General features: G+C 70.1%; 20 protein-coding genes and 3 pseudogenes. 14 read left to right on the top strand and 9 right to left on the bottom strand.

All coding sequences use genetic code 11. The features are described from left to right. Positions 1-78: 78 nt before the first annotated feature. Positions 79-1325, top strand: a protein-coding gene (locus ACZ3YL_RS33340; RefSeq protein ID WP_465661107.1) for an IS3 family transposase whose coding sequence is annotated in 2 segments (ribosomal slippage) — positions 79-421 and positions 421-1325 — 1248 coding nt in all. Because the reading frame shifts where the segments join, the coding sequence is not laid out codon by codon here. Positions 1326-1692: 367 nt separating this feature from the next. On the opposite strand, the gene ACZ3YL_RS33335 is transcribed toward ACZ3YL_RS33340, so the two are convergent. Continuing rightward, complete coding sequence (locus ACZ3YL_RS33335) at positions 1693-2043, bottom strand: ABC-2 transporter permease (protein WP_465661058.1); 351 nt, start codon at positions 2041-2043, stop codon at positions 1693-1695. A gap of 51 nt (positions 2044-2094) precedes the next feature. Between ACZ3YL_RS33335 and ACZ3YL_RS33330 the strand changes: the two are divergent. The 4 genes and pseudogenes from ACZ3YL_RS33330 to ACZ3YL_RS33315 all read left to right on the top strand — a co-directional run. Then, positions 2095-2163 (top strand): annotated as a pseudogene (locus ACZ3YL_RS33330) (hypothetical protein); the annotation flags it as partial. A 31-nt stretch (positions 2164-2194) separates the two neighbouring features. Next, positions 2195-2413 (top strand): hypothetical protein, encoded by a 219-nt coding sequence (locus tag ACZ3YL_RS33325; RefSeq protein WP_465661114.1) that lies wholly within the window; start codon positions 2195-2197, stop codon positions 2411-2413. Then, positions 2410-3324 (top strand): IS3 family transposase, encoded by a 915-nt coding sequence (locus ACZ3YL_RS33320; protein ID WP_465661105.1) that lies wholly within the window; start codon positions 2410-2412, stop codon positions 3322-3324. The genes ACZ3YL_RS33325 and ACZ3YL_RS33320 overlap by 4 nt, the downstream gene beginning before the upstream one ends. 30 nt (positions 3325-3354) lie before the next feature. Next, positions 3355-3522: pseudogene (locus ACZ3YL_RS33315) on the top strand (transposase); the annotation flags it as partial. Between the two features lie 41 nt (positions 3523-3563). Here the strand turns inward: ACZ3YL_RS33315 and ACZ3YL_RS33310 are convergent. Together ACZ3YL_RS33310 and ACZ3YL_RS33305 are read right to left on the bottom strand one after the other, a co-directional pair. Further along, complete coding sequence (locus ACZ3YL_RS33310) at positions 3564-4481, bottom strand: esterase/lipase family protein (protein ID WP_465661056.1); 918 nt, start codon at positions 4479-4481, stop codon at positions 3564-3566. Between the two features lie 74 nt (positions 4482-4555). Then, positions 4556-5293 carry a hypothetical protein gene (locus tag ACZ3YL_RS33305; protein WP_465661054.1) on the bottom strand — a complete coding sequence of 246 codons (738 nt, stop codon included), beginning with the start codon at positions 5291-5293 and terminating at the stop codon, positions 4556-4558. 41 nt (positions 5294-5334) lie between these two features. On the opposite strand from ACZ3YL_RS33305, the gene ACZ3YL_RS33300 reads away from it, so the two are divergent. The 3 genes from ACZ3YL_RS33300 (at position 5335) to ACZ3YL_RS33290 (ending at position 9160) form a co-directional block, all read left to right on the top strand. Continuing rightward, on the top strand, positions 5335-5565 hold the full coding sequence (locus tag ACZ3YL_RS33300; protein ID WP_465661052.1) for a hypothetical protein: 231 nt from the start codon (positions 5335-5337) through the stop codon (positions 5563-5565). Between the two features lie 75 nt (positions 5566-5640). Next, a complete protein-coding gene (locus ACZ3YL_RS33295; protein ID WP_465661050.1) occupies positions 5641-7926 on the top strand; it encodes a hypothetical protein in 2286 nt (761 codons plus the stop codon). A gap of 223 nt (positions 7927-8149) precedes the next feature. Next, positions 8150-9160: an SEC-C metal-binding domain-containing protein gene (locus tag ACZ3YL_RS33290; protein WP_465661048.1), complete on the top strand. Its 1011-nt coding sequence runs from the start codon at positions 8150-8152 to the stop codon at positions 9158-9160. 620 nt (positions 9161-9780) lie between these two features. Here ACZ3YL_RS33290 and ACZ3YL_RS33285 read toward each other — a convergent pair. Next, positions 9781-11910 (bottom strand): zinc-ribbon domain-containing protein, encoded by a 2130-nt coding sequence (locus ACZ3YL_RS33285; protein ID WP_465661046.1) that lies wholly within the window; start codon positions 11908-11910, stop codon positions 9781-9783. A 253-nt stretch (positions 11911-12163) separates the two neighbouring features. Between ACZ3YL_RS33285 and ACZ3YL_RS33280 the strand changes: the two genes are divergently transcribed. Continuing rightward, positions 12164-12379 (top strand): hypothetical protein, encoded by a 216-nt coding sequence (locus tag ACZ3YL_RS33280; RefSeq protein WP_465661044.1) that lies wholly within the window; start codon positions 12164-12166, stop codon positions 12377-12379. 52 nt (positions 12380-12431) lie between these two features. Further along, positions 12432-13667, top strand: coding sequence for an SPFH domain-containing protein (locus tag ACZ3YL_RS33275; protein WP_465661042.1), 1236 nt, complete (start codon positions 12432-12434; stop codon positions 13665-13667). A 481-nt stretch (positions 13668-14148) separates the two neighbouring features. Here the strand turns inward: ACZ3YL_RS33275 and ACZ3YL_RS33270 are convergent, their stop codons facing one another. Then, entirely contained in the window at positions 14149-14376 is a 228-nt protein-coding gene (locus tag ACZ3YL_RS33270) for a hypothetical protein (protein WP_209415310.1), read from the bottom strand. A 508-nt stretch (positions 14377-14884) separates the two neighbouring features. On the opposite strand from ACZ3YL_RS33270, the gene ACZ3YL_RS33265 reads away from it, so the two are divergent. The 3 genes from ACZ3YL_RS33265 to ACZ3YL_RS33255 all read left to right on the top strand — a co-directional run bounded on the left by ACZ3YL_RS33265 (position 14885) and on the right by ACZ3YL_RS33255 (position 17549). Beyond that, on the top strand, positions 14885-15088 hold the full coding sequence (locus ACZ3YL_RS33265; protein WP_030918248.1) for a cold-shock protein: 204 nt from the start codon (positions 14885-14887) through the stop codon (positions 15086-15088). 367 nt (positions 15089-15455) lie between these two features. Then, positions 15456-17009 (top strand): DEAD/DEAH box helicase, encoded by a 1554-nt coding sequence (locus tag ACZ3YL_RS33260; protein WP_465661040.1) that lies wholly within the window; start codon positions 15456-15458, stop codon positions 17007-17009. Positions 17010-17168: 159 nt separating this feature from the next. Continuing rightward, a complete protein-coding gene (locus ACZ3YL_RS33255) occupies positions 17169-17549 on the top strand; it encodes a CBS domain-containing protein (protein ID WP_465661038.1) in 381 nt (126 codons plus the stop codon). Positions 17550-17819: 270 nt separating this feature from the next. On the opposite strand, the pseudogene ACZ3YL_RS33250 reads toward ACZ3YL_RS33255, so the two are convergent. Beyond that, a pseudogene (locus ACZ3YL_RS33250) lies at positions 17820-17996 on the bottom strand (MerR family DNA-binding transcriptional regulator); the annotation flags it as partial. Between the two features lie 404 nt (positions 17997-18400). On the opposite strand from ACZ3YL_RS33250, the gene ACZ3YL_RS33245 reads away from it, so the two are divergent. Further along, entirely contained in the window at positions 18401-18652 is a 252-nt protein-coding gene (locus tag ACZ3YL_RS33245; RefSeq protein ID WP_465661036.1) for a hypothetical protein, read from the top strand. Between the two features lie 270 nt (positions 18653-18922). On the opposite strand, the gene ACZ3YL_RS33240 is transcribed toward ACZ3YL_RS33245, so the two are convergent. The 3 genes from ACZ3YL_RS33240 to ACZ3YL_RS33230 form a co-directional block, all read right to left on the bottom strand. Continuing rightward, positions 18923-19060: a hypothetical protein gene (locus tag ACZ3YL_RS33240; RefSeq protein WP_465661034.1), complete on the bottom strand. Its 138-nt coding sequence runs from the start codon at positions 19058-19060 to the stop codon at positions 18923-18925. 54 nt (positions 19061-19114) lie between these two features. Next, the gene (locus ACZ3YL_RS33235) at positions 19115-19399 is read right to left on the bottom strand and encodes a DUF5994 family protein (RefSeq protein WP_465661032.1); all 285 of its coding nucleotides are present in this window, start codon (positions 19397-19399) and stop codon (positions 19115-19117) included. A gap of 303 nt (positions 19400-19702) precedes the next feature. Next, entirely contained in the window at positions 19703-20947 is a 1245-nt protein-coding gene (locus tag ACZ3YL_RS33230) for a PP2C family protein-serine/threonine phosphatase (RefSeq protein WP_465661030.1), read from the bottom strand. Positions 20948-21582 lie beyond the last annotated feature (635 nt).

The following is a 21582-nucleotide window of genomic DNA, read 5'->3' as shown; positions in this document are numbered from 1 at the left end:
ACTGAAGGGCCTTCGCCCTGATGGGTGGACACGCTGATACTGGATTTGCTTGATCCGGAGGAAGCGAGAACACCGCCGATGGCGATGAAGGACTACTCGGACGAGTTCAAGGCGGACGCCGTGGCCTTGTACGAGTCCACGCCCGGGGCGACCTACAAGGACATCGCCGCTGACCTGGGCATCAACAGGGCGACGCTGCGCGAGTGGGTGCTGCGGGACCGCGACCGCCGTGGCATCGCGCCTACCGACGCCCGGCGGGGCGGGACGGCACCGGCCCGAGCAGTACAGTCGCCTGCGTCCGCCGATCCGGACGAGCGGATCCGCCGGCTGGAGGCCCGGGTGGCCGAGCTTGAGGCGAGTGAGCGGAAGCTTGCCACCGAGCGGGACATCCTGCGCAAGGCGGCCAAGTATTTCGCCGGCGAGACGAACTGGTGAGCCGTTTCCAGTTCGTCGATGACCACCGGGACACCTACGAGGTGAAGCGGCTGTGCCAGGTCCTGGACGTCAACCGGTCCAGCTACTACAAGTGGCTGGCCGGGGCCGACGCCAGAGGAGTTCGTCGATGCCAGGATCGGGTCCTGGCCGAAGAGATTCGCCGGATCCATGCCGGTTCCGGTGGCGCCTACGGCTCTCCGAGGGTGACCGCGGAACTGCGCGACACGGGTGCGCGGGTCAACCACAAGCGGGTCGCCCGGGTCATGCGGGCGCACTCCATCGTCGGCGTCCGTCTGCGCAGAGGGGTCCGCACCACTGTTCCGGACCCGGCCGCAACGACGGCCCGTGACTTGTTCCAGCGGGACTTCAACGCCCCGGAGCCCGGACGCAAGTACATGGGCGACATCACGTATCTGCGGCTGGCCGGCGGGGAGTTCCTCTACCTGGCGACGGTGCTGGACTGCTTCAGCCGTAAGGTCGTGGGCTGGTCCATCGCCGACCACATGCGCACCGACCTGGCCGCCGACGCGCTGCGAATGGCGGCCGCGACCCGCGGTGGCCTGGACGGGGCGGTGTTCCACAGCGACCACGGGGCCCAATACGGGTCCAGGGCCTTCGCCGAGCTGTGCTCGGATCTGGGAGCCACCCAGTCGATGGGCGCCCTCGGCAGCAGCGCGGACAACGCGGCCTGCGAGAGCTTCCACGCCTCCCTGAAACGCGAGACGCTCCAGGGCGCCCGCGACTTCGGCGACCCCGCCGGTTGCAGGAGGACCGTTTTCGCCTGGCTGACCCGCTACAACACCCGCCGCCGACACTCCGCCAACGGCCACCTCAGCCCCAACGAATACGAACACCGACACCACGCAGCTAAGCTCACACTCGCCGCGTGACAATCAGCCGCGTGTCCACCTTCACGGGCGAAGGCCCGAATGGCGGGTCAGGCGGGTCGGCCGTCGGCGGCATTAGGCCGAGGTGGGAGGGCTGACGGGGTCGGGGGCGCGCTGCGGGCGTCGACCGGCCCGGGGTCGGACGGGACTCCGGGGGATCCACGGGTGGGTGGGTGCGGTACGCGGTCAGATGAGTCGTTGCAGTGGGCGGCTGCGGCATCGCGGACGAGGTGGGCGAAGTGACTGCGGCTGCGGTCGTGTGGGGGGCCGACGTGCTCGTCGTCGAGGTCGTGCGGGTTTTGCGCGCTGGACGGCCGGTGGAGCGCGGTGAACGTGTTGGCCGTCGGGCGCGGGCGCGCGGCGGGTGTGGTCAGGGCGCGGTGACCGTGCGCCGGGTGGCGCGCAGGTCCAGTGCGTACTGGATGGCCAGGCATCCCAGCGTCCAGCCGGCGAGCACGAGGAAGGAACTGGTCAGGTGGGCGGAATGGAAGTAGCCCGCGCCGCGCAGGGCCCGCACGGCGGCGGCGGGGGGCATGATCTGGGACAGCGGGGACAGCCATGACGGCAGGTAGGCCGGGGGCAGGATCCCGCCGGAGGTGGCGTTGCCGAAAATGAGCAGGACCACGGATGCCACCGGCATGCCGACCGGGCCGAACAGCCGAAGCAGGACGCCGGCTGCCGCGGCGGTGGCCATCGCCAGCAGGCCCACCACCGCCGCCACTGACATTCCCCTCGTAGCGTGGAGTCGTGACCAGAGGGGAAGTTGAGGGTCATGGCGGGGAAGAGGCGCTCGTACAACGCGGAGTTCCGCGCGGGTGCGGTGCGGATCGTGACAGAGACCGGGAAGTCGGCCGCGGAGGTCGCGCGGGACCTTGGCGTGCAGCCGAGCACATTGCAGAAACTGGGTCCACCGCGCGCGGGCCCGGGCGGACGCGGATGCGGCGGGAGGCCTGAGCGAGTCCGAACGCGACGAACTGCGCCGGCTGCGGGAGGAGAACACCCGCCAGCGCAAGGAGATCGCCGAGCTCGGGATGGAGCGCGATGTCCTCAAGCGATCAGTGGTCCTGTGGGTGAAGGAGGCGACGAAGTGACGGTTGCGGGCTTCATCGCCGACCAGAGGACCGAGCACGGCGTCCCGCACACGACCGCCTGCCGGGCCCTGGGTGTGTCCGAGTCCTGGTTCTACAAGTGGCGCCGCCGCCCGGCCGAGCCGACGATGCGCGAGGTTCGGCGGGCTGAACTGTCCGAACGGATACAGCACTTCTTCGTCGCATCCGGCAACACTTACGGCTCGCCCAGGATCACCCTGGACCTGTGGGCCGAGGGCTGGCAGGTCTCGGAGAACACGGTCGCCAAGATCATGGCCGAGATGGGCCTGCAGGGCCGCAAGCCCCCGCGTCGGCGCCGCTCTCTGACCCGCCAAGGCAAGCGGAAAGCGGCCCGTGGCCTGGTCAATCGCCACTTCGACGCGGTGGCGCCGAACGTGCTGTGGGTCGGCGACATGACCGAGATCGACACGAGCGAGGGCAAGCTCTACCTGGCTACCGTGATCGACCTGTTCTCCCGCCGCCTGCTCGGCTACGCGATGGGCGCTCACCACGACGCCGCCCTGGTCAGCGCCTCGCTGAAGATGGCCGCGGCCACCCGGGGCGGCCAGGTGGACGGTGTGATCTTCCACAGCGACAGGGGCAGCGAATACAGCAGCCAGGCCTACAACGAGCTGTGCGACCGCCTCGGCGTCGTCCAGTCCATGGGGCGCGTCGGATCGGCCCTGGACAACGCCGCCGCCGAGAGCTTCCACTCGACGATCAAGGTCGAGTACATCCACCGGCACCGCTTCGCGACCCGGGCCGAGGCCCGGATCAAGGTCGCTACGTGGATCACCGACTTCTACAACACCCGCCGCAGGCACAGCGCAGCCGGCGGCCTACCGCCCGTGGAGTTCGAACGGATCATCAGCAAGGCCCGAGCCGAGGCCCGTCAGGAAGCTCAGGCCGCATAGCGAAAGACTCCACGATTACAGGGGATTGACATCCAGGTCTTCCCCAACGACGACGCGCTCCTACGGCTGGTCACCGCCGTGCTCTTCGAGATGCACGACGAATGGATCGCCTTCCCCCGTCGCTACCTGCCCGAGGCCAGCATGGAGAAGATCTACCCCAACGAGCCCAGCCGGAGCGAACTCCCGCCTACTTCATGACCGTTGGCCTACGACCACTACACCACTTCATGGGACGCGACCTACGGCTGGGGTGGTAGGAGGGGGAGGACGGGGTGGCACCGGGGTGCGATGGGGTGCTGGGGGTCGAGGGCGTTTCTGGTGATGCGCAGGGAGATGTCGTCGTAGGGGGCGTTGGTGTGGTCGGTGTTGTCGTCCGGGCAGATGTCCTGGGTGGTGATGTTGGTGACGTTGGGGGCGGGCGGTAGTTGTGCCTCGGCGGTGGTGATGAGGGCGTCGGTGAGGGAGATGATGGTGGTGTACTGCACGGCTGGACGGGTGTAGCCGCCGCGGGCGGTCTCGCGAAGGAAGTCGGATCCGGCGGTGAAGTCGACGGCGGCGGGGACGGCGGCACCGAGGACGGGGGAGCCGCCGGGCAGTGCGGCGATCAGGGGTGCCAGTCCGTAGGCGTGGACTCCCTGGCTGGCGGGTTCGAGGCCGACCATGCGGTGGACCTTGGTGTCGCCACCGAGGCGGTTGATGTAGTAGAGGGGGAGCAGGCCGCCCTGGGAGTGTCCGACGAGGTCCACCCGGGCGGCGGCGGTGGCGGCGAGGACGGTGTCGACGAACGCGGCCAGTTGCCGGGCGGATTCGCGCATGGGGCCGGTCTGCTGGATGGGACTGCCGGGTGTGCCGCCGTAGTTGAAGGCGTAGACGCAGTACCCGTCGGCGGCGAGTTGGGGTGCGAGCCGGGACCAGTTCGCGTAGCTGTTCTCGACGGTGCCGTTGACGAGCACGACGGGCCGGGGATGGGCCGGCGTCGGCGTGCAGGCGGGGTTGTTGACGCCGGGCGGGAGCGTGTCGGGATGCTGCAGCGAGTAGGTGAACGCGCTGAGCCAGCCGTTCTGGACCGGCCCGTAAAGGGGGTGGCCGGCCTGAGCGGCGCCCGGGCCGGGACAGGCCAAGCCCAGGGCCAGGGCGCCGGCCGACACCACGGCCATGCGCGATGTCCTGACCGGCCTGCTCGCCAACCGCCGGATCAGGCCGCGTAGGAGCGCTGACTGAATCACCGTTCCTACCTGCAGGCTTCGGGGTAGGGGAGGGGCTGTTTCCCGGTGGCGAGGGGTGTCGCCGCGGTGGCGACCGTGTCGAGGGTGTGGAATAGCGCACGTGCCGCGGCACCGGTCGCGGTCATCCGGGTGGCCGCGGTGAGCTGGTTGGCGGTCATCGGATCGTGGCCTGCCTGGACGACGGACTGTACGCCGCCGGGGCCGAAGGCTTGCACGGCGCCTTCCAGGTCGAACACTGGGATCGTGGTGGCGCCGGGCCCCGCGAGCATCCTGACGTCGTCGACCACGGTGGTCAGGTTGTCGTACGGCGGGACCCCTGTGCTGCCGATGGGGACCTGTCCAGCGGTGCCGAAGCGGTTCTGCATGTCGCTGAAGTAGGACGCCACGTAGCCGGATCCCAGGTCGATACCGAAGGCGCGGTAGGCCTGCAGGTAGTACTGGTCGTATCCGGTCGGCGGGAACGCGGTGATGCCGAGCGCGGCCTGCAGCGCGATGCTGCCGTTATCGAGGTCGTCCAGGGCGTAGGGCACGGGCGAGCCCGCGATCCGGAGGTTCACCGTGTTCACCGCGGACGGTGTGCGCGGGGCCTCCCGTACCCGCTCCGACAGTCCGGCCGTTCCGGCGGAGGCCCTGCCCCCGCGCACCGCGCCCAGCGCGGTGGCCACGCCTCCCAGGCCCACCGCCCGCAGCACGCCGCGCCGTCCCACCGGTGCAGCCCCTGAACCGATCTGTTCCTCCGCCATCTGACACCCCCTGCCTCGACCGGTACGGACCCTCCGGCTATATGACAGACAATCAGATTTGGCCGGTGCGGACATTCTGTACCCATGCGAACCGGAAGAGGGGGGCGCCCGAGGAAACCACCCTTTCTGCTGTTCCCGGCGCGTCCGGCCAGGCGGCCGCCCGGGCGCGTGACCTTCACCTCGTCGACCGCGAGCGCCTCGCGCGCTGGGGCGCCGGACAGCACCTCTACGACGTCCTGGAGATCGACCGCGGCCCGGGTCGGCGGATCTGATCGCCGGCTGTCACCCACCGGGTGGCCCGATACCAGCAGCGGTGCCGTCGCGTGCCTCATCCTGCGAACCGGCCGATGGTGTCGGTGCCGGGCAATAGGCTTCCGGGACCGCCATCGACAGGGGGCTTCGTGTACGACAACTCGCTGACCGTCGACATCCCGCTCGGCCCGTTCGAGGGGGCACTGGTCACCGTTCACTCGGCCAAGGGCAGGAACGCCAAGCTGCACACCACGACGGACTGCTCCCTGCTCCGGACCGCGGCGGTCACGGAAGCCAGGCTCCCGCTGGATGTTGCGACGGTCGAGCGGTTGTGCGCCCAGTGCTGGTCCTGGGGGCCGTGGACGAGGTCGGGGAGCGGGTTGGGCGTCTTCCTGCGGGCGCTCGGCGGGGTCGGGCTGCTGTTCCAACTGCAGTGCTACGCCGGGCGGGACGAGGATGTCCACTGGGACAGCGAGGAGGTCCAGGCCGCGGCTGATCTTCTTCGCTCGGCGGTCGCGGATCAGGAAGACGACGAGGACGACGAAGCCCCCGACGAGGATGGTCGACGCGACGCCGAGTGGTTGCGGAACCATATCTTCGATCGGTGGCGCGCCGCCGCGCAGAGCCTGCACCAGGCCGAGAGCACCGCGGCGATGTTCCCCTGGCTCGCGGACTGGGTGAAGCCGAAGCTGGCGGCCAAGAAGCACCACCTGGAGGAACTCCGCGGCCAGGCAGCGGCGTTCGTCGACCCGACAGGGCTCCTCACCGGCGCGGCCGCAGCCGGCATGAGCGAACCCGACCTCCCGGTGAACGATCCCGCGTTCGGCGCGCTCGGCAAGAGTGGCGACATCGCCAAGGCCCTCACAGCGCTCTGGCGCGGCTGGCAGGCCGAAGCCTCCCCTGGCAGGGACGGTTCCGCTCGGCCTACCTATGCCGTGGCGAACCTCATGCACGGAATCCGGAGCAACCGCAAGGGGTACGACCAGGCCCGCGAGGCCGCCGAACTGCTCGTCGCCTCCTGGGTGGAGCACACCCGCACCGCCGTCGCCGCGGCGGACCCCGCGTCCGCACAGCCGGTGAAGGTGACGCTGCCGGAGATCAAGGAGAAGACCCCGCACAGGCCCGAGCACGGTTTCCTCCACGACGTCGACTCGTGGACGCTCGGCGTCCTGGTCACCTATCTCACCGACGCCGACTGGGGCCGCCGCACCCTCACTCTCCACGTCCCCGCCCTCGTCGCGGAACGCCTCCTCGCCAGGTCCTGGCCGCTCGCCTGCGAACTCCACACCGACGGCACCGAGCCCGCGAACGGCGACGCGCACCACCCCGTGAGCAGCCTCCAGCCCGGGGTGTTCGACGACACCCCGGTCCTGGAACGTCTACCGGTCACGGCGGAGCACCTGCGTGCCCTGCGGACCTTCGCGCCCGACGCCGATCAGCTATTCATCGTCTTCTCGACGAGCGGCGGCGCCGAAGTCCTGCCGCTGGCCGTGATCGAGAAGCGGCTGGCCGACGGATGGCAGGGCGTGATCGTCGCCGGCGCCTCCGACCTGCCGGCAAGCCTGATCCATCCCTGGGCCGAGCGCATCGGCGCCCGGCCCGAGACGGGCACCTCTCTCTGGCCCCAACCCGTACCGGACGCGGACGACCCGCGATTCGGCGCTGAACTCGGTCTGGAGTACGGCGAACCGCGGGCCGCCTGGCTCGCCTTCGACGATCGTGACCGAGAACGCAACCTGCGGCTCCTCGCCATCCTCCGCGGCGTTCACGACCTGCGCACCGTCGACGGTGGCTACGACCGTGACGGCCACCGCCGGACAGTACCCAGCGCGGTGTGGCACGGCCTGCTCGCCGAAGAAACCCTCGACCTCGAACCGTTCGAGTCCGCGACCGGCGACTGGCGACGAAGGGGAAGCGGCATCCCGCTCGGCGTTCTCACGGACGTCCAGATCTACACCACGAACGCCAATCCGCGGATCCAGGGCAAGGGCCACTCGCCCCTGTGCAGGCACTCCAACGAGCGCGGCGTCGCGGAGGACGACGACCTCCTGACCCCAGCGGACCTGCTCGGCCGCGAGGACCTCGACTACCACTGGTGCAGCAAGTGCGGCGGGTACGCCGTCCGCAGGCTCACCGACACCCAGCTCTCCTACTACCGTGCGGCACACCGCCTGCACAACCTCGCCCGGGACCTCGACCAGCATGGGCCCGGCCACGACCACACCGACCCCAAGACCACCGCCGAACAGCTGGCCGCACTCGCCGACTGGCACCCGATCGGCGAAAGCCACTGGTCCGGGCGCGGATCCCGGAAATGGCGCAGAATCGTCAATGATCTCCAGAACAAGGCCCAGGCGCTGCAGCGTCGTGACACGCTCTGACCGCCGCGCCGTCGGCAGCAACTGCGGCGAGGTGCTCGGCCTGGGATCACTTCGGGGCCACCCGCGATGAGTGCTCATGGGCGCCAACGGGCCGCGGCTTCAGATGGGCATCAGTGATGCAACGGCTCTCGGTCGTGGGTGCGTTCCTTGGCCTCCCGGGTGCTTGTCGTACATCGCCCATATGCTCGCTGCGAGGTACAGCGGAGATCATCTAGGAGCAGCCGTGAAACCTGGAGACATCACCATCCCTCAGCGTCTGGGGCATCTCAGTCGTGACCCTCGCGGGTATCCAGTGATCGCGACGGTGGACCGCGGCAGTGACGGCGTCGACTTCGGCTCGATCGACGAGCATCGGAAACTGGTCCTCGCGACGTTCGACTGGTGTGCGGTCTGCGGCTTGCCGTTCCGCGACGAAGCACGGTGGCAGTTCGTCATGCATATGCCGGAAGGAGGGAGCGTCGACGCCATCTGGAGCGGCGAGGCCCCCGTGCACGAGATCTGCGGTGTCTACGCAGCACAGGTCTGTCCGTTCCTGTCGTCTCCAGGCGCGCGCCTGGGTGACGACGGTCGCCGAGGCCAGCGTCGACCGGCCGGCGTGCTCGCGGCCGGCTACGCGAGCACAGATGCGGTGGAGATCAAGACCTCCGGACTGCAGGACGACATGTACGTCGTGCACTTCTCCCACACCTCCGCCATCGACAAGTTCACCTACTCCGACCGCAGCGAACTACACGATCACTACCAGGAGTTGCTGGCAGCGGAGACGCACATCGAGGTCTCTCCCAGCGAGAAGACCCTGGTGGATCGTTTCAATGCCACCAGCACGCCAGCAGGCGAAGATGATCCCGGCGCGACGGTCACCGGCGCGGCCGTCATGGCGGGCGCGGGATACGCCCGCAACGTCTTCCGCCTGAGCGGGATGAAGACCTTCCAGGGGTCGTCGTACGCCACCATCGCGGCAGCGTTCCTCGCCGACGATGGGCTGCATAATGCAGCGGAGACGTTCCCCGATGAATCCGGCCGAGCGGCGGCCCAATGGCTACTCGAGCAAGGTGACCACCTTCCTGCGGCGCTTGCTCGCTGGCGGGCGCGCGGCATAGCGCAGACGACTGGCCGTACGGCTCCCAAAGCCAAGCCCACGGGACCGGGGCGTTCGGTCCCGAAGAACACCGCATGTCCCTGTGGCTCTGGCCGGAAGGCTGGCCGCTGCCACCCAGCGGGATTGAGGAGCTGAGTACGCCGGGAGCGACAGCGAGTCGGCTGCGGCACGTGCCCGATCCGTGCCCGGCTCCGTCCTGGCAGAGGGCGCCTTGCTATCACCCGGAGGGGCCTGTGCCGTTCGTAGGCGTGTAACTTCTCCGATCCTGAACGCGAGAAGCAGCCTGGTGGCCGCCGTCCTGACAGCGACGGTCATCGGCAGCGCATCGGCCTGTGCAGCCGACGACCAATCGAGCGCCACGGCTACATCCACGGCAGCAGCGCGCACCGTGTCCTTGCCGGGCCCGACCCCGGGCACGCCGGCGTTCCTGGCTCAGCAACTGGTCGGAAAGCCCAGCAGTCGGGAGGCATCGGTTCCCGTGGGGCGCGCCGCCCGGGACGTCCTGACACGGGAGGGCGGGGTGACGTACCCGAAGGAACAGTGCGAAGGGCAGTGGAAGTTGCTCACCGTGGAGCAGAAGATCGCTGTGCATCGCGGTGGTTTCATGGACGGTTGCATGAGATCCGGCGTAGCCCGCCCGCAGTCCTCTCCGACGAGCAGACCGGGCGTGGCCGCACCGACGCCCTCCGGGACGGGCCGAGGGCCCGGCCGAGGCCGCACCTACCTTCTGCCGTTACGACGAGTTCCGTGATCGATCAGCGTTCGGACGCCCACCGCTTCACCCGCTCGATGACACCGTCCGGGTCGGAAGCCGTCGAGTGAACGGTGAACTCGGCGTACCTGGGGTCGTTGATCGGCAGAGCGGGCAACGGATGCTCGCGAAGTCGCGCGACGAGGTACCCGGCGGCCAGGAGGTCACGGGACTTCTCCTCGTCGACATCGGCCTTGTCCGCGTGCCAGTAGGACCCGTCGTACTCCACGGCGAGCTTCCGGCCGCCGCTGAGTTCGACCGTGATGTCGACGTGCCAGACGCCGCGCCGGACGAACCCGTCGTGGCGCACGGCCTGACCGGACGATGCCCTGCCGAATGCTCGTTCCGCGGCCGCGTGGTGATCGAGCTCGATCTGGGACTTTCCGTGTTCCCTGCACTCGGGACACCCGCTGCCGGCGGCGCGGGAGGCCAAGGACGCCTGCCACACGTGCGCCGCGTCGGCGGCGCACACCCACGTCGGGACGAAGGCTGTCTGTCCGCTCGGCCGGACGTGCCAGGCCGAGAGCGGGTTCACGGGCGACCACTCGGCGGCGAGTTCGGGGAAGTGGAACGCGAGCGAGTCGAGGATCGTGCGGCATTCGGGGCAGCGCAGGCGCTGTCCCTTGTCCCGCTGTTCCGGCGTGTCCTGCCACTCGTGGCCGCACCCGGGATCCTGCCACCACACCGTCCTGCGCGACCTGGGGGAGAGCTTGGCCAGGCTGATGTGACCGTTGCGGGTCGGGTGCCACTGGGAAGCGATCTCAGGGCTGATCCTGACCGGCGCGGGACCGGCGGCTTCGGCTTCCAGCCGGGCGGTGCGTGTCTCCTGGCTCCGGCAGGAGGGGCAGCCCGAGCGCAGGTACGTGTACGGGGATATGCGCGGGTGGTGTCCCCGCGGACAGCGGAACCGTCGCAGCGGCCCGAGCTCGGCAACGGTGACGGTGCGGGGGTCCTCGTCGTCGGCCCACGCCGCGAGCAGTTCGGGCACCTCGGAGACGGGCGTCACCTGGTAGCGCTCGTACTCCGCCTGCCACGCGGCGTGGCGCTTCGGCTCGCAGGTCGGGCACTGCGCCCGGTGGATCATGTCGTGGACCCGGGCGGTGAACCGCAGGCCGCAGTCGGGGCAGCGCCAGGCCGCCTCCCTGCGGGCCGTGACGGTGACGCTCTCCCACTGCGCGAGGTCGTTCGTCTCGTGGTCCCACCAGTCGAGGACCGGCAGCCTGGAGTCCTTGAGCAGCGCCCGTTGCTTCTGTCCGGGCGGGTTGGGCGTCTGTCGTGCGCGGCTCGGGTTGGTCTGGCACCGGCAGCCGAACGCGATGTCCCCCATCCGTTCGGCGGCGAGGCGGCCGCAGTACCGGCACCGGACGTGATGAGGGTCGTCGCCGTAGGACGGGTCGGTCAGTGCTGCTAGGTAGTCGTAGCCGTGTTTCTCCGCGTGCTCCCTCGCCTCAGCCGCGGGGACCGGCGTCAGATCCGCGAACGCGCCGTGGCGCCGTCGTTCGTCCTGCGCCCACTGGCGCCAGTAGCACGCCCGGCAGGTCGCCTCGTCCTCCGCGTTCTTGGAGAGGGTGTACTCGAAGCGGTAGTGAGCCTCGCAGCCACACGTCAGGCACCGGGTCAGACGCCACGCCGTCGGCTTGGCGAACGGCTCCAACGGCTCCAGTCCGCCGACGCGGAGGATGCCTGTGATGTGATCGTCGCACCAGGCATCGCGCGAACGCGTCCGGTACGCGGTCGGCTGCGAACAACCAGGATCCGAACACAGCTGAACCGGGTTCCCGGGTGATATAGGGCTCACCTGCAGGATTCTTTCATGGTCACGTGCTGTTCCACGGGGCGGGGCCTGTGCAGTACGTCTACGATCCTTGGTTTCTCCCGACCGTGGCGGGTGCCGCGATCGGCCGAGATCACCGACTGCCCACACTGACCCGATGCCCCGCTTCATGATCAAAAAGTGCTCCGTGCCGAGGGCCACAGCGCTGTCCGTCGCGGGCGCGCTCCTCGGCATGGCCACGGCCTGCGGCACCGGTCTGTCACCCGACGCTGCGCCGGACCCGTCCTCCGCGGCGGCCTCGTCATCCGCACTGCCGTTGTCCGTCCCACCGCTGTCGCCCGTGCCGATGGCGGCTTCCACTCCGCCGGCGGTCGGCTCCGGGCCGGGACTCCCGGGCCGGAGATCCGAGCGGGTGCCCGAGAAACGCCTCCCTGCTGCGGCCGGAGTACCGTGGGTGGGGTCGGGGCGGTCGCGCCGCGCGCGCTGCTCGCAGGCATTCCGCCGAAGGACTCGACCGGGGGCCCGGTGCCTCCAGGAGGGGTGCCGCCCGTGGCCGTTCGTGTTACGGCCGCCCACTGCGCCGTCGTGTCTTACGGCACGAGGTGTCGTGTACATGGCCGATGACTCCCAGCAAAGCCCGGTCGGAGCCGTCGGGAGGGTTACGGTTCCGATCCCGACGGACGGGCCGGGCGAGGTGCTGGTCGGGTTGCGCGGCGGGTCGGAGGTGTTCGCGGCTTGGTCCGCCGGGCCGGTCGCGGTGAACACCCGGGTGGTTGTGATCGACACGATCTCCGCCCGGTCGGTGCTCGTCGAGCCGTTGCCGCCCTGAGTCCGGCGGCCCTGCGGTCCTCGTCGAGCTGTTGCAGGTCAGGTGGTTCGTCATGTTGTTCTGGCACGTGCCCGCGCCCAACGAGGCCATGCTCATCTCCGGTTCCAAGCGGCAGTCGCAGGACACCCAGTTCCGGATCGTCACGGGCCACGGGAGCTTCGTCGTTCCCGTCAAGCAGAAGGCCCGCATGCTGTCCCTGGCCCTGCAGGAGGCGGAGATCGCCGAGGACTGCGTCACCCAGCAGGGCATCCGGCTCACCGTCCGCGCGGTCTGTGTCTTCAAGGTCGGCGACGACGCCGTGTCGATCGCCAACGCGGCCCGGCGCTTCCTGTCCGAGCAGAACCAGATGCAGGAACTGGTCGGACGGATATTCGCAGGCCACCTGCGCTCCATCATCGGTGGGCTGACCGTGGAGCAGATCATCAGGGAACGCAGCCGGGTCGCCCAGGAAGTCATGGCGGGCAGTCACGGCGAGATGGAGAAGCTCGGCATCGTGGTGGACGCCCTGCAGATCCAGGAGATCGAGGACGCCACCGGCTACATCAACAACCTTGCCGCGCCGCACGCGGCGGCGGTGGCCAGTCAGGCCCGGATCGCCCAGGCCAAGGCCGACCAGGAGGCGAGCGAACGGGAGCAGCAGGCCGCCGCGCTCAAGGCCGAGTACGAGCGGGACACCGCGATCAAGCGGGCCGGCTTCCTCGCGGAGACCGAGCAGTCCAGGGCGCGCGCCGCCCAGGCCGGGCCGCTCGCCGAGGCACGGGCCACCCAGGAGGTCACCGAGGAACAGACCGCCCTCGCGCAGCGCAATGCGGCGCTCACGGCGCAGCGGCTGGAGGCGGAGGTGCGGCGCCCCGCCGACGCCGAGGCCTACCGGAAGCGGACGCTGGCCGAGGCGGACCGCGACCGGGTGAAGTTCGAGGCCGACGCCGGCGCCTACGCCGAACGGACCCTGGCCCAGGCTCAGGCGGACGCCAACGCCGCCCGCGCGGCGTCACTGCGGGACGGCAACCAGGAACTGATCGCGGCCAACCGGATCGTGGAGGCCCTCCCCGCACTCGCCGACGCGGCGGCTCGGGGCATGGCGGGCGCCGATCTGACCGTCCTGAACGGCACCGACGGGGTGAACCAGATCGCGGCCGGCATCGCCAGCCAGGGGCTGGCCATCCTACGGTCCCTCCAGCACTCCGCGGCGACCACAGCGACTTCGACGGCTTCGACGACCGGCGCACCGGTCGCAGACCCGAACGTCAACGGCGGCCCCACGCCCCGCCTCCCCGACCGGAGCTGACCCGGACACTCCGCCGGGAGAGTCGTCGAGGACAGCTCGCAGTGAGCCGGCCAGGCTGGGCACGGTCAGCGCGGCCGCCCCGATGTCCGCCCCGATGACGGTCTGTTCGTCGACGCGGTGAGGAGGTCCACGATGAGGCGCCCGAGTATGCGTGTGGATATGGGCCGGGCGACGCCGGGCGTCCGGCTTTCGCGCGGCGGGCAGAATGGGGGCGCCACCGCTCGGTGGCGCCCCCGTCCGCCTGCGGTCGGGACACGGACCGAAGCACTGCCCACCCCGCAGTCGGCCATCGGTGACAAGGTGTCACGTACTGTTCAAGTTTGTCGCCGGTGCGGCCCGAGACGGGACCGGGGGTGCCTGTTCGACCGGTTGGGTGCGCGCTCCTGGACGGCGGACCGGCGCGATGATCCAGGGGCGCGCGGCGGTGTCTCCGCGCCATGCGCGGTGCGGCGCGCTCGGCCGAGAACGTGTGAGTCCTGGGTCAGAGTTTGAACATGGCGGCGTAGGGCTGGGTGATGCGTTCCCGCCGCGACCCGAAGTCGACGAGTACCGCGATGTCGCTGTCGCCTTCCACGCCGATGGCCCGGCCGAGGCCGTACTGGTCGTGAGTGACGCGGTCGCCGACGGCGAAGTGCTTGCGCGGTGCTTCGATCCGGGCCTTGAAGGGGCTGGTGGGCAGGACGCGGCGGACTGCTGCAGATTTCGTCATTCCCTGCAGTATGCGCCGGAAATTGCGGGAGCGGGTCCTTCCGGCGCATTCCATTTCGGGGTTCGACAGGAGTGACGCGTGCGCTGTCCAGCGGGCCCCCGGATGGCGCAGGCGGGCGCGGCGCGGCGCCTCGCTGTTCGCGGTCAGGGCAGGCGCTCCGCGCCCGCGTCGGCCGCCCTCCCCGCCCTGGCGTCGGCGGCGCAGGCAGGGCGGGAGGCATGCTCAACGGGACTGCTCTCCATGTGTGTTGATGGTCCTGGCGCCTCGCGATCGGTGGCCCCCGGGAAGGACCTCGCGGAACCGGGAGTGAAATATCCGCCCGCGGCGGGCTGGGGCCTGCTAGAGTCGTTTTAGTTGCAGTAGTGGTTCCCATGAACTTTGTGTGCGCCTGCCGATGTATCGCAGGCGCCTTTTTGTTTCCCGGCTCTTCCCCGGGTGGGTGCTCATCGCGGCGACTCGAAACGCGCGCTGTGCGGGTTTCGGACAGCCCCTTGAAGGAGATTTCTTTATGGCTAATGGCACTGTGAAGTGGTTCAACGCGGAAAAGGGCTTCGGCTTCATCGAGCAGGAGGGTGGCGGTCCTGACGTGTTCGCCCACTACTCGAACATCAACGCCAACGGCTTCCGCGAGCTGCTCGAGGGCCAGAAGGTCGAGTTCGACGTCACGCAGGGCCAGAAGGGCCCGCAGGCCGAGAACATTCGTCCGCTGTAGTTCCTGCCACGGCACCCGCCTGGTAGCGAGGAGCCCGCACCGCGTACACGATGCCCGGTGCGGGCCCCTCGGCATTGCTCCACCACGCGTTCCCCGGCCGTTCAGGCCCCCTGGCTCCGCCACCGGCGGCCATCCCCACGCGAGACGCCCAGCGCCGCGTCCGGATCGGTGCCCTGCCGTGACATCCCACGGTTCGTGGATCTTCGCTCCCGCTCTCCGCGGTGAGCGTCGACCTGAGGTGACGTGCCGCACGGTTTCACCGTCCACGCCCCGCTCCCCGTCTTTTCGGCCCGTTCCCTGACGATCTCCTGCCGGCGCCACGCGCTGCGGAGTCGCCTCGCGACGTGCCGTCCCAGGAAGGTTTCGTATGAACCGCTCCGGTCGCTCCCCGTACCAGAACACCAACTCCCGCTCCTCGGCCTCCGCCCGCTCCTACGGATCCCGCTCCGGCGGCAGTTCCTTCTACGGCGACCGGCCTGCCGGCGGCCGGAGCTCCGCCGGCCGCAGTGCCCGTCAGGGCTCCTCCGCACAGGGCGAGTTCGCGATGCCGGTGAGCACCACCCCGCCGCTGCCGGCCGTCGAGTCCTTCGACGCACTGGACATGCCGAAAGCGCTGCTCGCCACTCTGACCCGCCAGGGCGTCACCTCCCCGTTCCCGATCCAGGCCGCGACACTGCCGAACTCGCTGGCCGGCCGTGATGTGCTGGGCCGGGGGCGGACGGGCTCGGGCAAGACCATCGCGTTCGGCCTCGCCGTGCTGGCCCGCGTCGCCGGCCGGAAGGCCGAGCCGCGCCGTCCGCTGGCGCTGGTGCTGGTTCCCACCCGCGAGCTGGCCCAGCAGGTCACCGATGCCCTCACCCCCTTCGCCCACGCGGTGCGCCTGCGGATGGCGGCCGTGGTCGGCGGGATGTCGATCGGCCGCCAGGCCCAGGCGCTGAACCGCGGCGCGGAGGTCGTGGTGGCCACCCCCGGACGCCTGAAGGACCTGATCCAGCGCGGTGACTGCCGGCTGGACGGGGTCGGCATCACGGTGCTGGACGAGGCCGACCAGATGGCCGACATGGGCTTCCTGCCCCAGGTCACCGAGCTGCTCGACCAGGTCGCCGAAGGCGGCCAGACGATGCTGTTCTCCGCCACCCTGGACCGCAACGTCGACCGTCTGGTCCGCCGGTTCCTCAAGGACCCGGTCACCCACTCGGTGGACCCGTCCGCGGGAGCGGTCAGCACGATGGAGCACCACGTGCTGCACGTGCAGAACTTCGACAAGGCCGCCACGATCGCGCACATCGCCTCCCGCGAGGGCAGGGTGATCATGTTCATCGACACCAAGCACGGCGCGGACCGCCTGGTGCTCGACCTGCTCGCCAGCGGGGTGAAGGCGGCGGCGCTGCACGGCGGCAAGTCCCAGCCGCAGCGCACCCGCACCCTGGAGCAGTTCCGCACCGGCCAGGTGACCGCGTTGATCGCGACCAACGTCGCCGCCCGTGGCATCCACGTCGACGGGCTCGACCTGGTCGTCAACCTGGACCCGCCGGCCGACCACAAGGACTACCTGCACCGCGGCGGTCGCACCGCCCGAGCCGGCGAGTCCGGAACCGTCGTCACCCTGGTCCTGCCCAACCAGCGCCGCGAGATGGCCCGCATGATGGCCACGGCCGCCATCACCCCCGTCACCACCAGGGTCGGCGCCGGCGACGAGGAGCTCGCCCGCATCACCGGCGCCCGTGTCCCCACCGGCATCCCCACCGTGATCGCCGCCCCCGTCGTCGAACGCCCCCGCCGCAGCGCCTCCGCGAGCCGCGGGCGCCGCGGCCGACCCACCCGCGCGGGAGCCGACGCCCGCGCAACCGCCACAGGCCGCGACAACCAGGGCTCCTCCGGCCGCCGCCGGGCACCCCGCCGCGTCGCCCTCGCCGCCTAGCGCGTACGTGGGGGCCCGTACTGCCGCCGCAGTCCGGGCCCCCACCACCCACCAAGCGCAGAGCAGCCTCGGCCCGCTCCGGCGCACCCGCCGGCCGTCCCACCGCCAGTGCCCTGACCACCGCCGGTCCCGGCGGTGGATACGCGAAGGAGTCTGCCCATGACGATCACCCTCGAACGCCCCGCGACCACCGCCACGGTCGGCGACCTCATGAAATGCCCGGAGCTGCAGATCAGCGACGACGTCATGGTCGACATGGCGATGGACATCCTGCAGAGCTCCGGTGCCGACCACCTCCTGGTCCGCGACGACGACGGCCGCTGCGCGGGGCTGCTGACCCGCCTGCACCTGGCGCCGTTCCAGACCCGCTCCCGGTCCACCGAGCGCACCCCGGTGCGCGACATCATCCTCGACCGGGCCCCGTTCGCCACCGCCGACATGCCCGCCGGCACTGCGGCCGCCGCCATGCGTTCCCGCGGCCTGGCCGTGTGGCCGGTGGTGGACCCCGACGGCCACGCCATCGGCCTGCTCAGCTTCTAGGCCCGGCGCGTCGGCGCCGACGCGCCGGCCCATCGCGGTATCCGCCCGCAGCGCGCTTCGCCCCTACCAGCGGATGCGCCGGGCCGGTGCGGACCCACGCGAACCTGGAATCCCCCTGTGCGGAAGCAGTCTGCGTGGTCCGCGCCATGAAGCAGGGTGTCGGGCGGCCGTGCCGGTGGAGAACGGTCGGCTGGCGAACCGGAACCGAGGGGCTCGTGTCCCGGGCGGCCTGCGGTGAGCACCTGCTGCTCACCGCAGGCCGGTTTCGTCGGCCTGGATGGCGGTGCCCTGGTCGACGAGGTCGCGGGCGCGCATCGCGATCCGAAGCTGGTAACGGGAGTAGCGGCGGTGACCGCCGTCGGAGCGCAGGGGGGTGATGAGGCCCTGCTCGCCGAGCGAGCGCAGGAAGCCGGGGGTGGTGCCGGTCATCTCGGCGGCGCGGCCCATGGTGTAGGCGGGGTAGTCGTCATCGTCGAACGAGCTGACGGCGTCGGGGGCGTGGGGTCGGATGGTTGCCGTGGTCACTGCACCTCTTCTTGTTGTGTCCGGGGACGTGCTGAGGGGCCCCGGGGCCGTTTCGGCTCCCGGGGCCCCGAAGGGTTTTACACCATCTGTCAGCCTGTGGCCGACTTCCTCGTGTCCGCCTCGCCCCCGGGGGAGGGGGCGTGCGGGGATCGAGTATGCGTGACCGGAAACCACCGTCCTTGCCTTGGGGCCCTCGGAATCCGCCCGGGTGATGCCTCACGGGCCGGGCGATCCTGATGGCGCTCCGAGCCTCCCCGGTCGCGGGCGGCCTGTCCGACCCCTACGGTCGTGTTCTGGCGCAGGCTCGTCGGGAGTGGGAGGCCAGGATGCGGTACTACCGGTGGATACTCGAGACCCAGGACGACGACGGCCGTTGGGCCCAGCAGGACGGCGCTCCCATGCCGAACCCCCTGGAGTACGACGGGCCGCCCCAGCAGGCGGCGAATCACCTGCGGGACGTGTTCGTCCGCACGGTCTCCAGCCCCGCTCCCGGCCCCCGGGCGATCAGGGTCCGAGCCTGGGAGGGGAGGCACTCGGTCGGCGAGCCTCAGGCCGAAACCGAGTGGTCGCGCGAGTAGCGGGATCAGTCGCGGCCAGAGGGACGGGCGCGGCGCGCCGCATCACCGGTGCCTGCGCCGGACGTCCCTCCGTGCGGTACGGCTCCGATCATCGACTGCGAGGCTGCCGAGGAGCAAGGCATGATCTGGGCGCGCGGCGGTGCATGCCCGGGCGATGTCCGCGCTCTGCCTGGCATGATCCGTGATGCCGACGGGTGCGGGAGCCGACGGCGGGAAGTCGGAGTCGGGCCCGGCGGCGAACGGAATGATTTCGTCCTCTGCCGATCGTTGTCACCCGTCGGCCCGTAGGTCTGCGGTCGGCACACCTGCGGCTGTCAGGAGGTCGGTGCCGGTGCGTGTGTTGGCCGGGTCGGACGCCGCTGTCATCAGCCGCTCGGCGGCGGAGGCCTCGGCCTCGGGGGGAATCACCAGGAGCTCCAGGCGCAGAGGGACGAAGGAGCACACCACCACCTCGTCCGCGTCCTACTCCTGTTCGAACCACCCGACGTGGATGACGTGGCCTGCGACCTGGACGCGTCGGGGGATGACCGGCCAGTGCGTCGGATTCACGGTGACACGGGTGACCTTCCCCCACGTGGGGTCCAGTGCCGCCGCCAGCGGGGGAAGTTCACGCAGGAGGTCGTGCGAGCGGGGCCACCAGGCGCCGTCCAGCCGGCCCCGGGTGGCGCCCTCGGGTGTGAGTGAGAGGCGGACCGGCGGTTCTGGCTCCGGTGGCTGGGCGGCGGTGGGATCGGAGGTCGCGGTCATGTCGAACACCCGCCTCAGGCTCGTTGTGGATGGCCTGGCGCTGCCGCCACGGCACCGCAGTAATCCGCAGGCCGTGGACGGTGAATTCCTCCACCGTATTACCCGGCCACAATCCTGGCCTCCGGGGCGAGCAGGGGCCGGTCGATGGGCCCGCCGTCGGTCGACCTTCGACTCCCGTGAAGGCCGGACCGGTGCGCCGACGGGAGCTGCCGGCAACGTCCGAACAACGCAGGTACGCACGGGCGCAGGGTGCGCGCGCTGTGCTGTCGGGCGGGGCTGCGGCCGGTCCCACCGAGGGGCCGCCTACCGGGCTGGTACGGCGAGGTGATCGGCGGTGCCGCCGCGCCACTCGACCAGGAAGAGGCTCGCGTCATCGGTTGTGGTCCCACCTCTCTCCCGCATCAGGGTGTGGGAGAGGTCCCGCACCATCTCCCGCACCCCGCCATTGGCGGGCCCGACGCGCTCGATGACGGCGATCAGGCGTTCCTCGCCGAACTGCTCCCCGCCGGTCTCGTGTTCCTCGACGAGGCCGTCGGTGTAGAACAGCACCCGGTCGCCGCGCCGGAGCCGCCGCTCGCTGATCTGTGGTGTGTCACCGCCGAAGCCGACCGGCAGGGTTCCGGGGCTGTCCAGGGCCTGGATGACCCGGTGGTCGCGGATCAGCAACGGTGCCGGGTGGCCGGCGTTGACCCATTGAAGGTGACCCGTTCCGATGTCGAGTCGCATCATCTGCGCTGTGACGAAGTGGTCGGGGCCGAATTGCTGGTCGATGGCGGCGTCCATGAACGCGTACAGTTCGGCGAGCCCGACACCGGCGCGCCTGGCATGCCGGTAGGCGCCCACGGCGACGGTCGCCAGGACGGCAGCGTTCAAGCCGTGGCCCATCGCATCGATCATGGCCAGGTGCAGGACGTCGTCGTTGAGGGCGTAGTCCAGGCTGTCGCCGGCGATGTTGTAGGCGGGCTCCAGGATCCCGGCGACTGCGACCTGCGGGGTATTCATCGCCAGCGGGGGCAGCAGCGACCACTGGATCTCCGCAGCCACGCTCATCGGCTCGCGGCGTCGCGCCTGGAAGAACTGGTCCGTGTAGCCGTTCTTGGTGACCAGCATGTCGGTGACCAGCCTGGCGAGACGGCGTAGCAACCGGCGGTCATCGTCATCGACGCTGTCGAGGGTGACGGCGAGCACCCCGACCTCGTCACCGCCGTCCAACAGCGGCAGGAACATTCGTATGCCGTCAACCTGCGGGTGCTCGGCAGGGGTGGCACGGAGGAAGACCTCGCCGGCCCGGGAAGCGTCGATGGGCACCGGATCCCCAACGGCAAGTCCCCTGCCGGGGAGCGGCACGAGCATGAGTTGGCCGTAGTCCTGGAGAAGGATCGAGACGTCCCGGCCACCGATCGCACGCACCTCTTCGGCCACCAGCGGAGCGATGAGCCGGGGCGGCATCTCGTGAGCCCGGTCCAGCAGACGCCCCAGCAGCCGCTCACCGAATCCTTCCGACCGGTCCACCGCAGCCCTGCGGTTCTTCCGCGCGAATTCCGCCATGGGCACCTCGGTTTCCCCGCAGCAGTCCTCTTCCTCGGCCGGCTTCCTCGCCTTGCCTCCACGTAGATCGGCGCACGTCGCACCGGAATTTCCCTTGTCCCAGCATGGCACTGGACCTCACCCCGCGACATCCCAGCCAGGAATGATCTTGTCGTCGTGGGGTACGGCGAAGGAGTCCCTCGGATGACTTTTCGGTCGAACGTCACGCATGGGAATCTTCAAAATAATAATTCATGTGCATGGCGGGCTCGAATTCTCGCGGTAAGGAGTATTCTGGAAAGTACCGGGAGAAGTTACCGGTAGGACGATCGCGAGGAGGCGAATATGCGGATCACTGAGGCAGGATTCCTGGCTCTGCGACTCGTGGTCGAAAAAATGTCCGCCTTTTCGGCGGGAAAGATCACAGGGTGAATTTTGGTCAGGGGGGCGTAGATTCGGATCCTGTTGCCCCGGTCGGCGCTACGTTCATGCAGGCCGGAAGGTCGTTCCCCGCAGCAATGCGGGGAACGACCTTTTTCTGGGGCGGGGCCGTGTGCCGTGGTAGGGGTCGGTGGCGAGCTGAGGGCAGCGGGCGCCGAGCTGCTCGCGGTGCTGGTCACGGCGGCCGACGCCGGCGGTAGACGCGGCCGCGCTCG

The organism is Kitasatospora sp. NPDC023176 (assembly GCF_055560495.1).
Note: the sequence above shows the minus strand (reverse complement) of the source record. Positions and strands in the feature narration are given on the sequence as shown.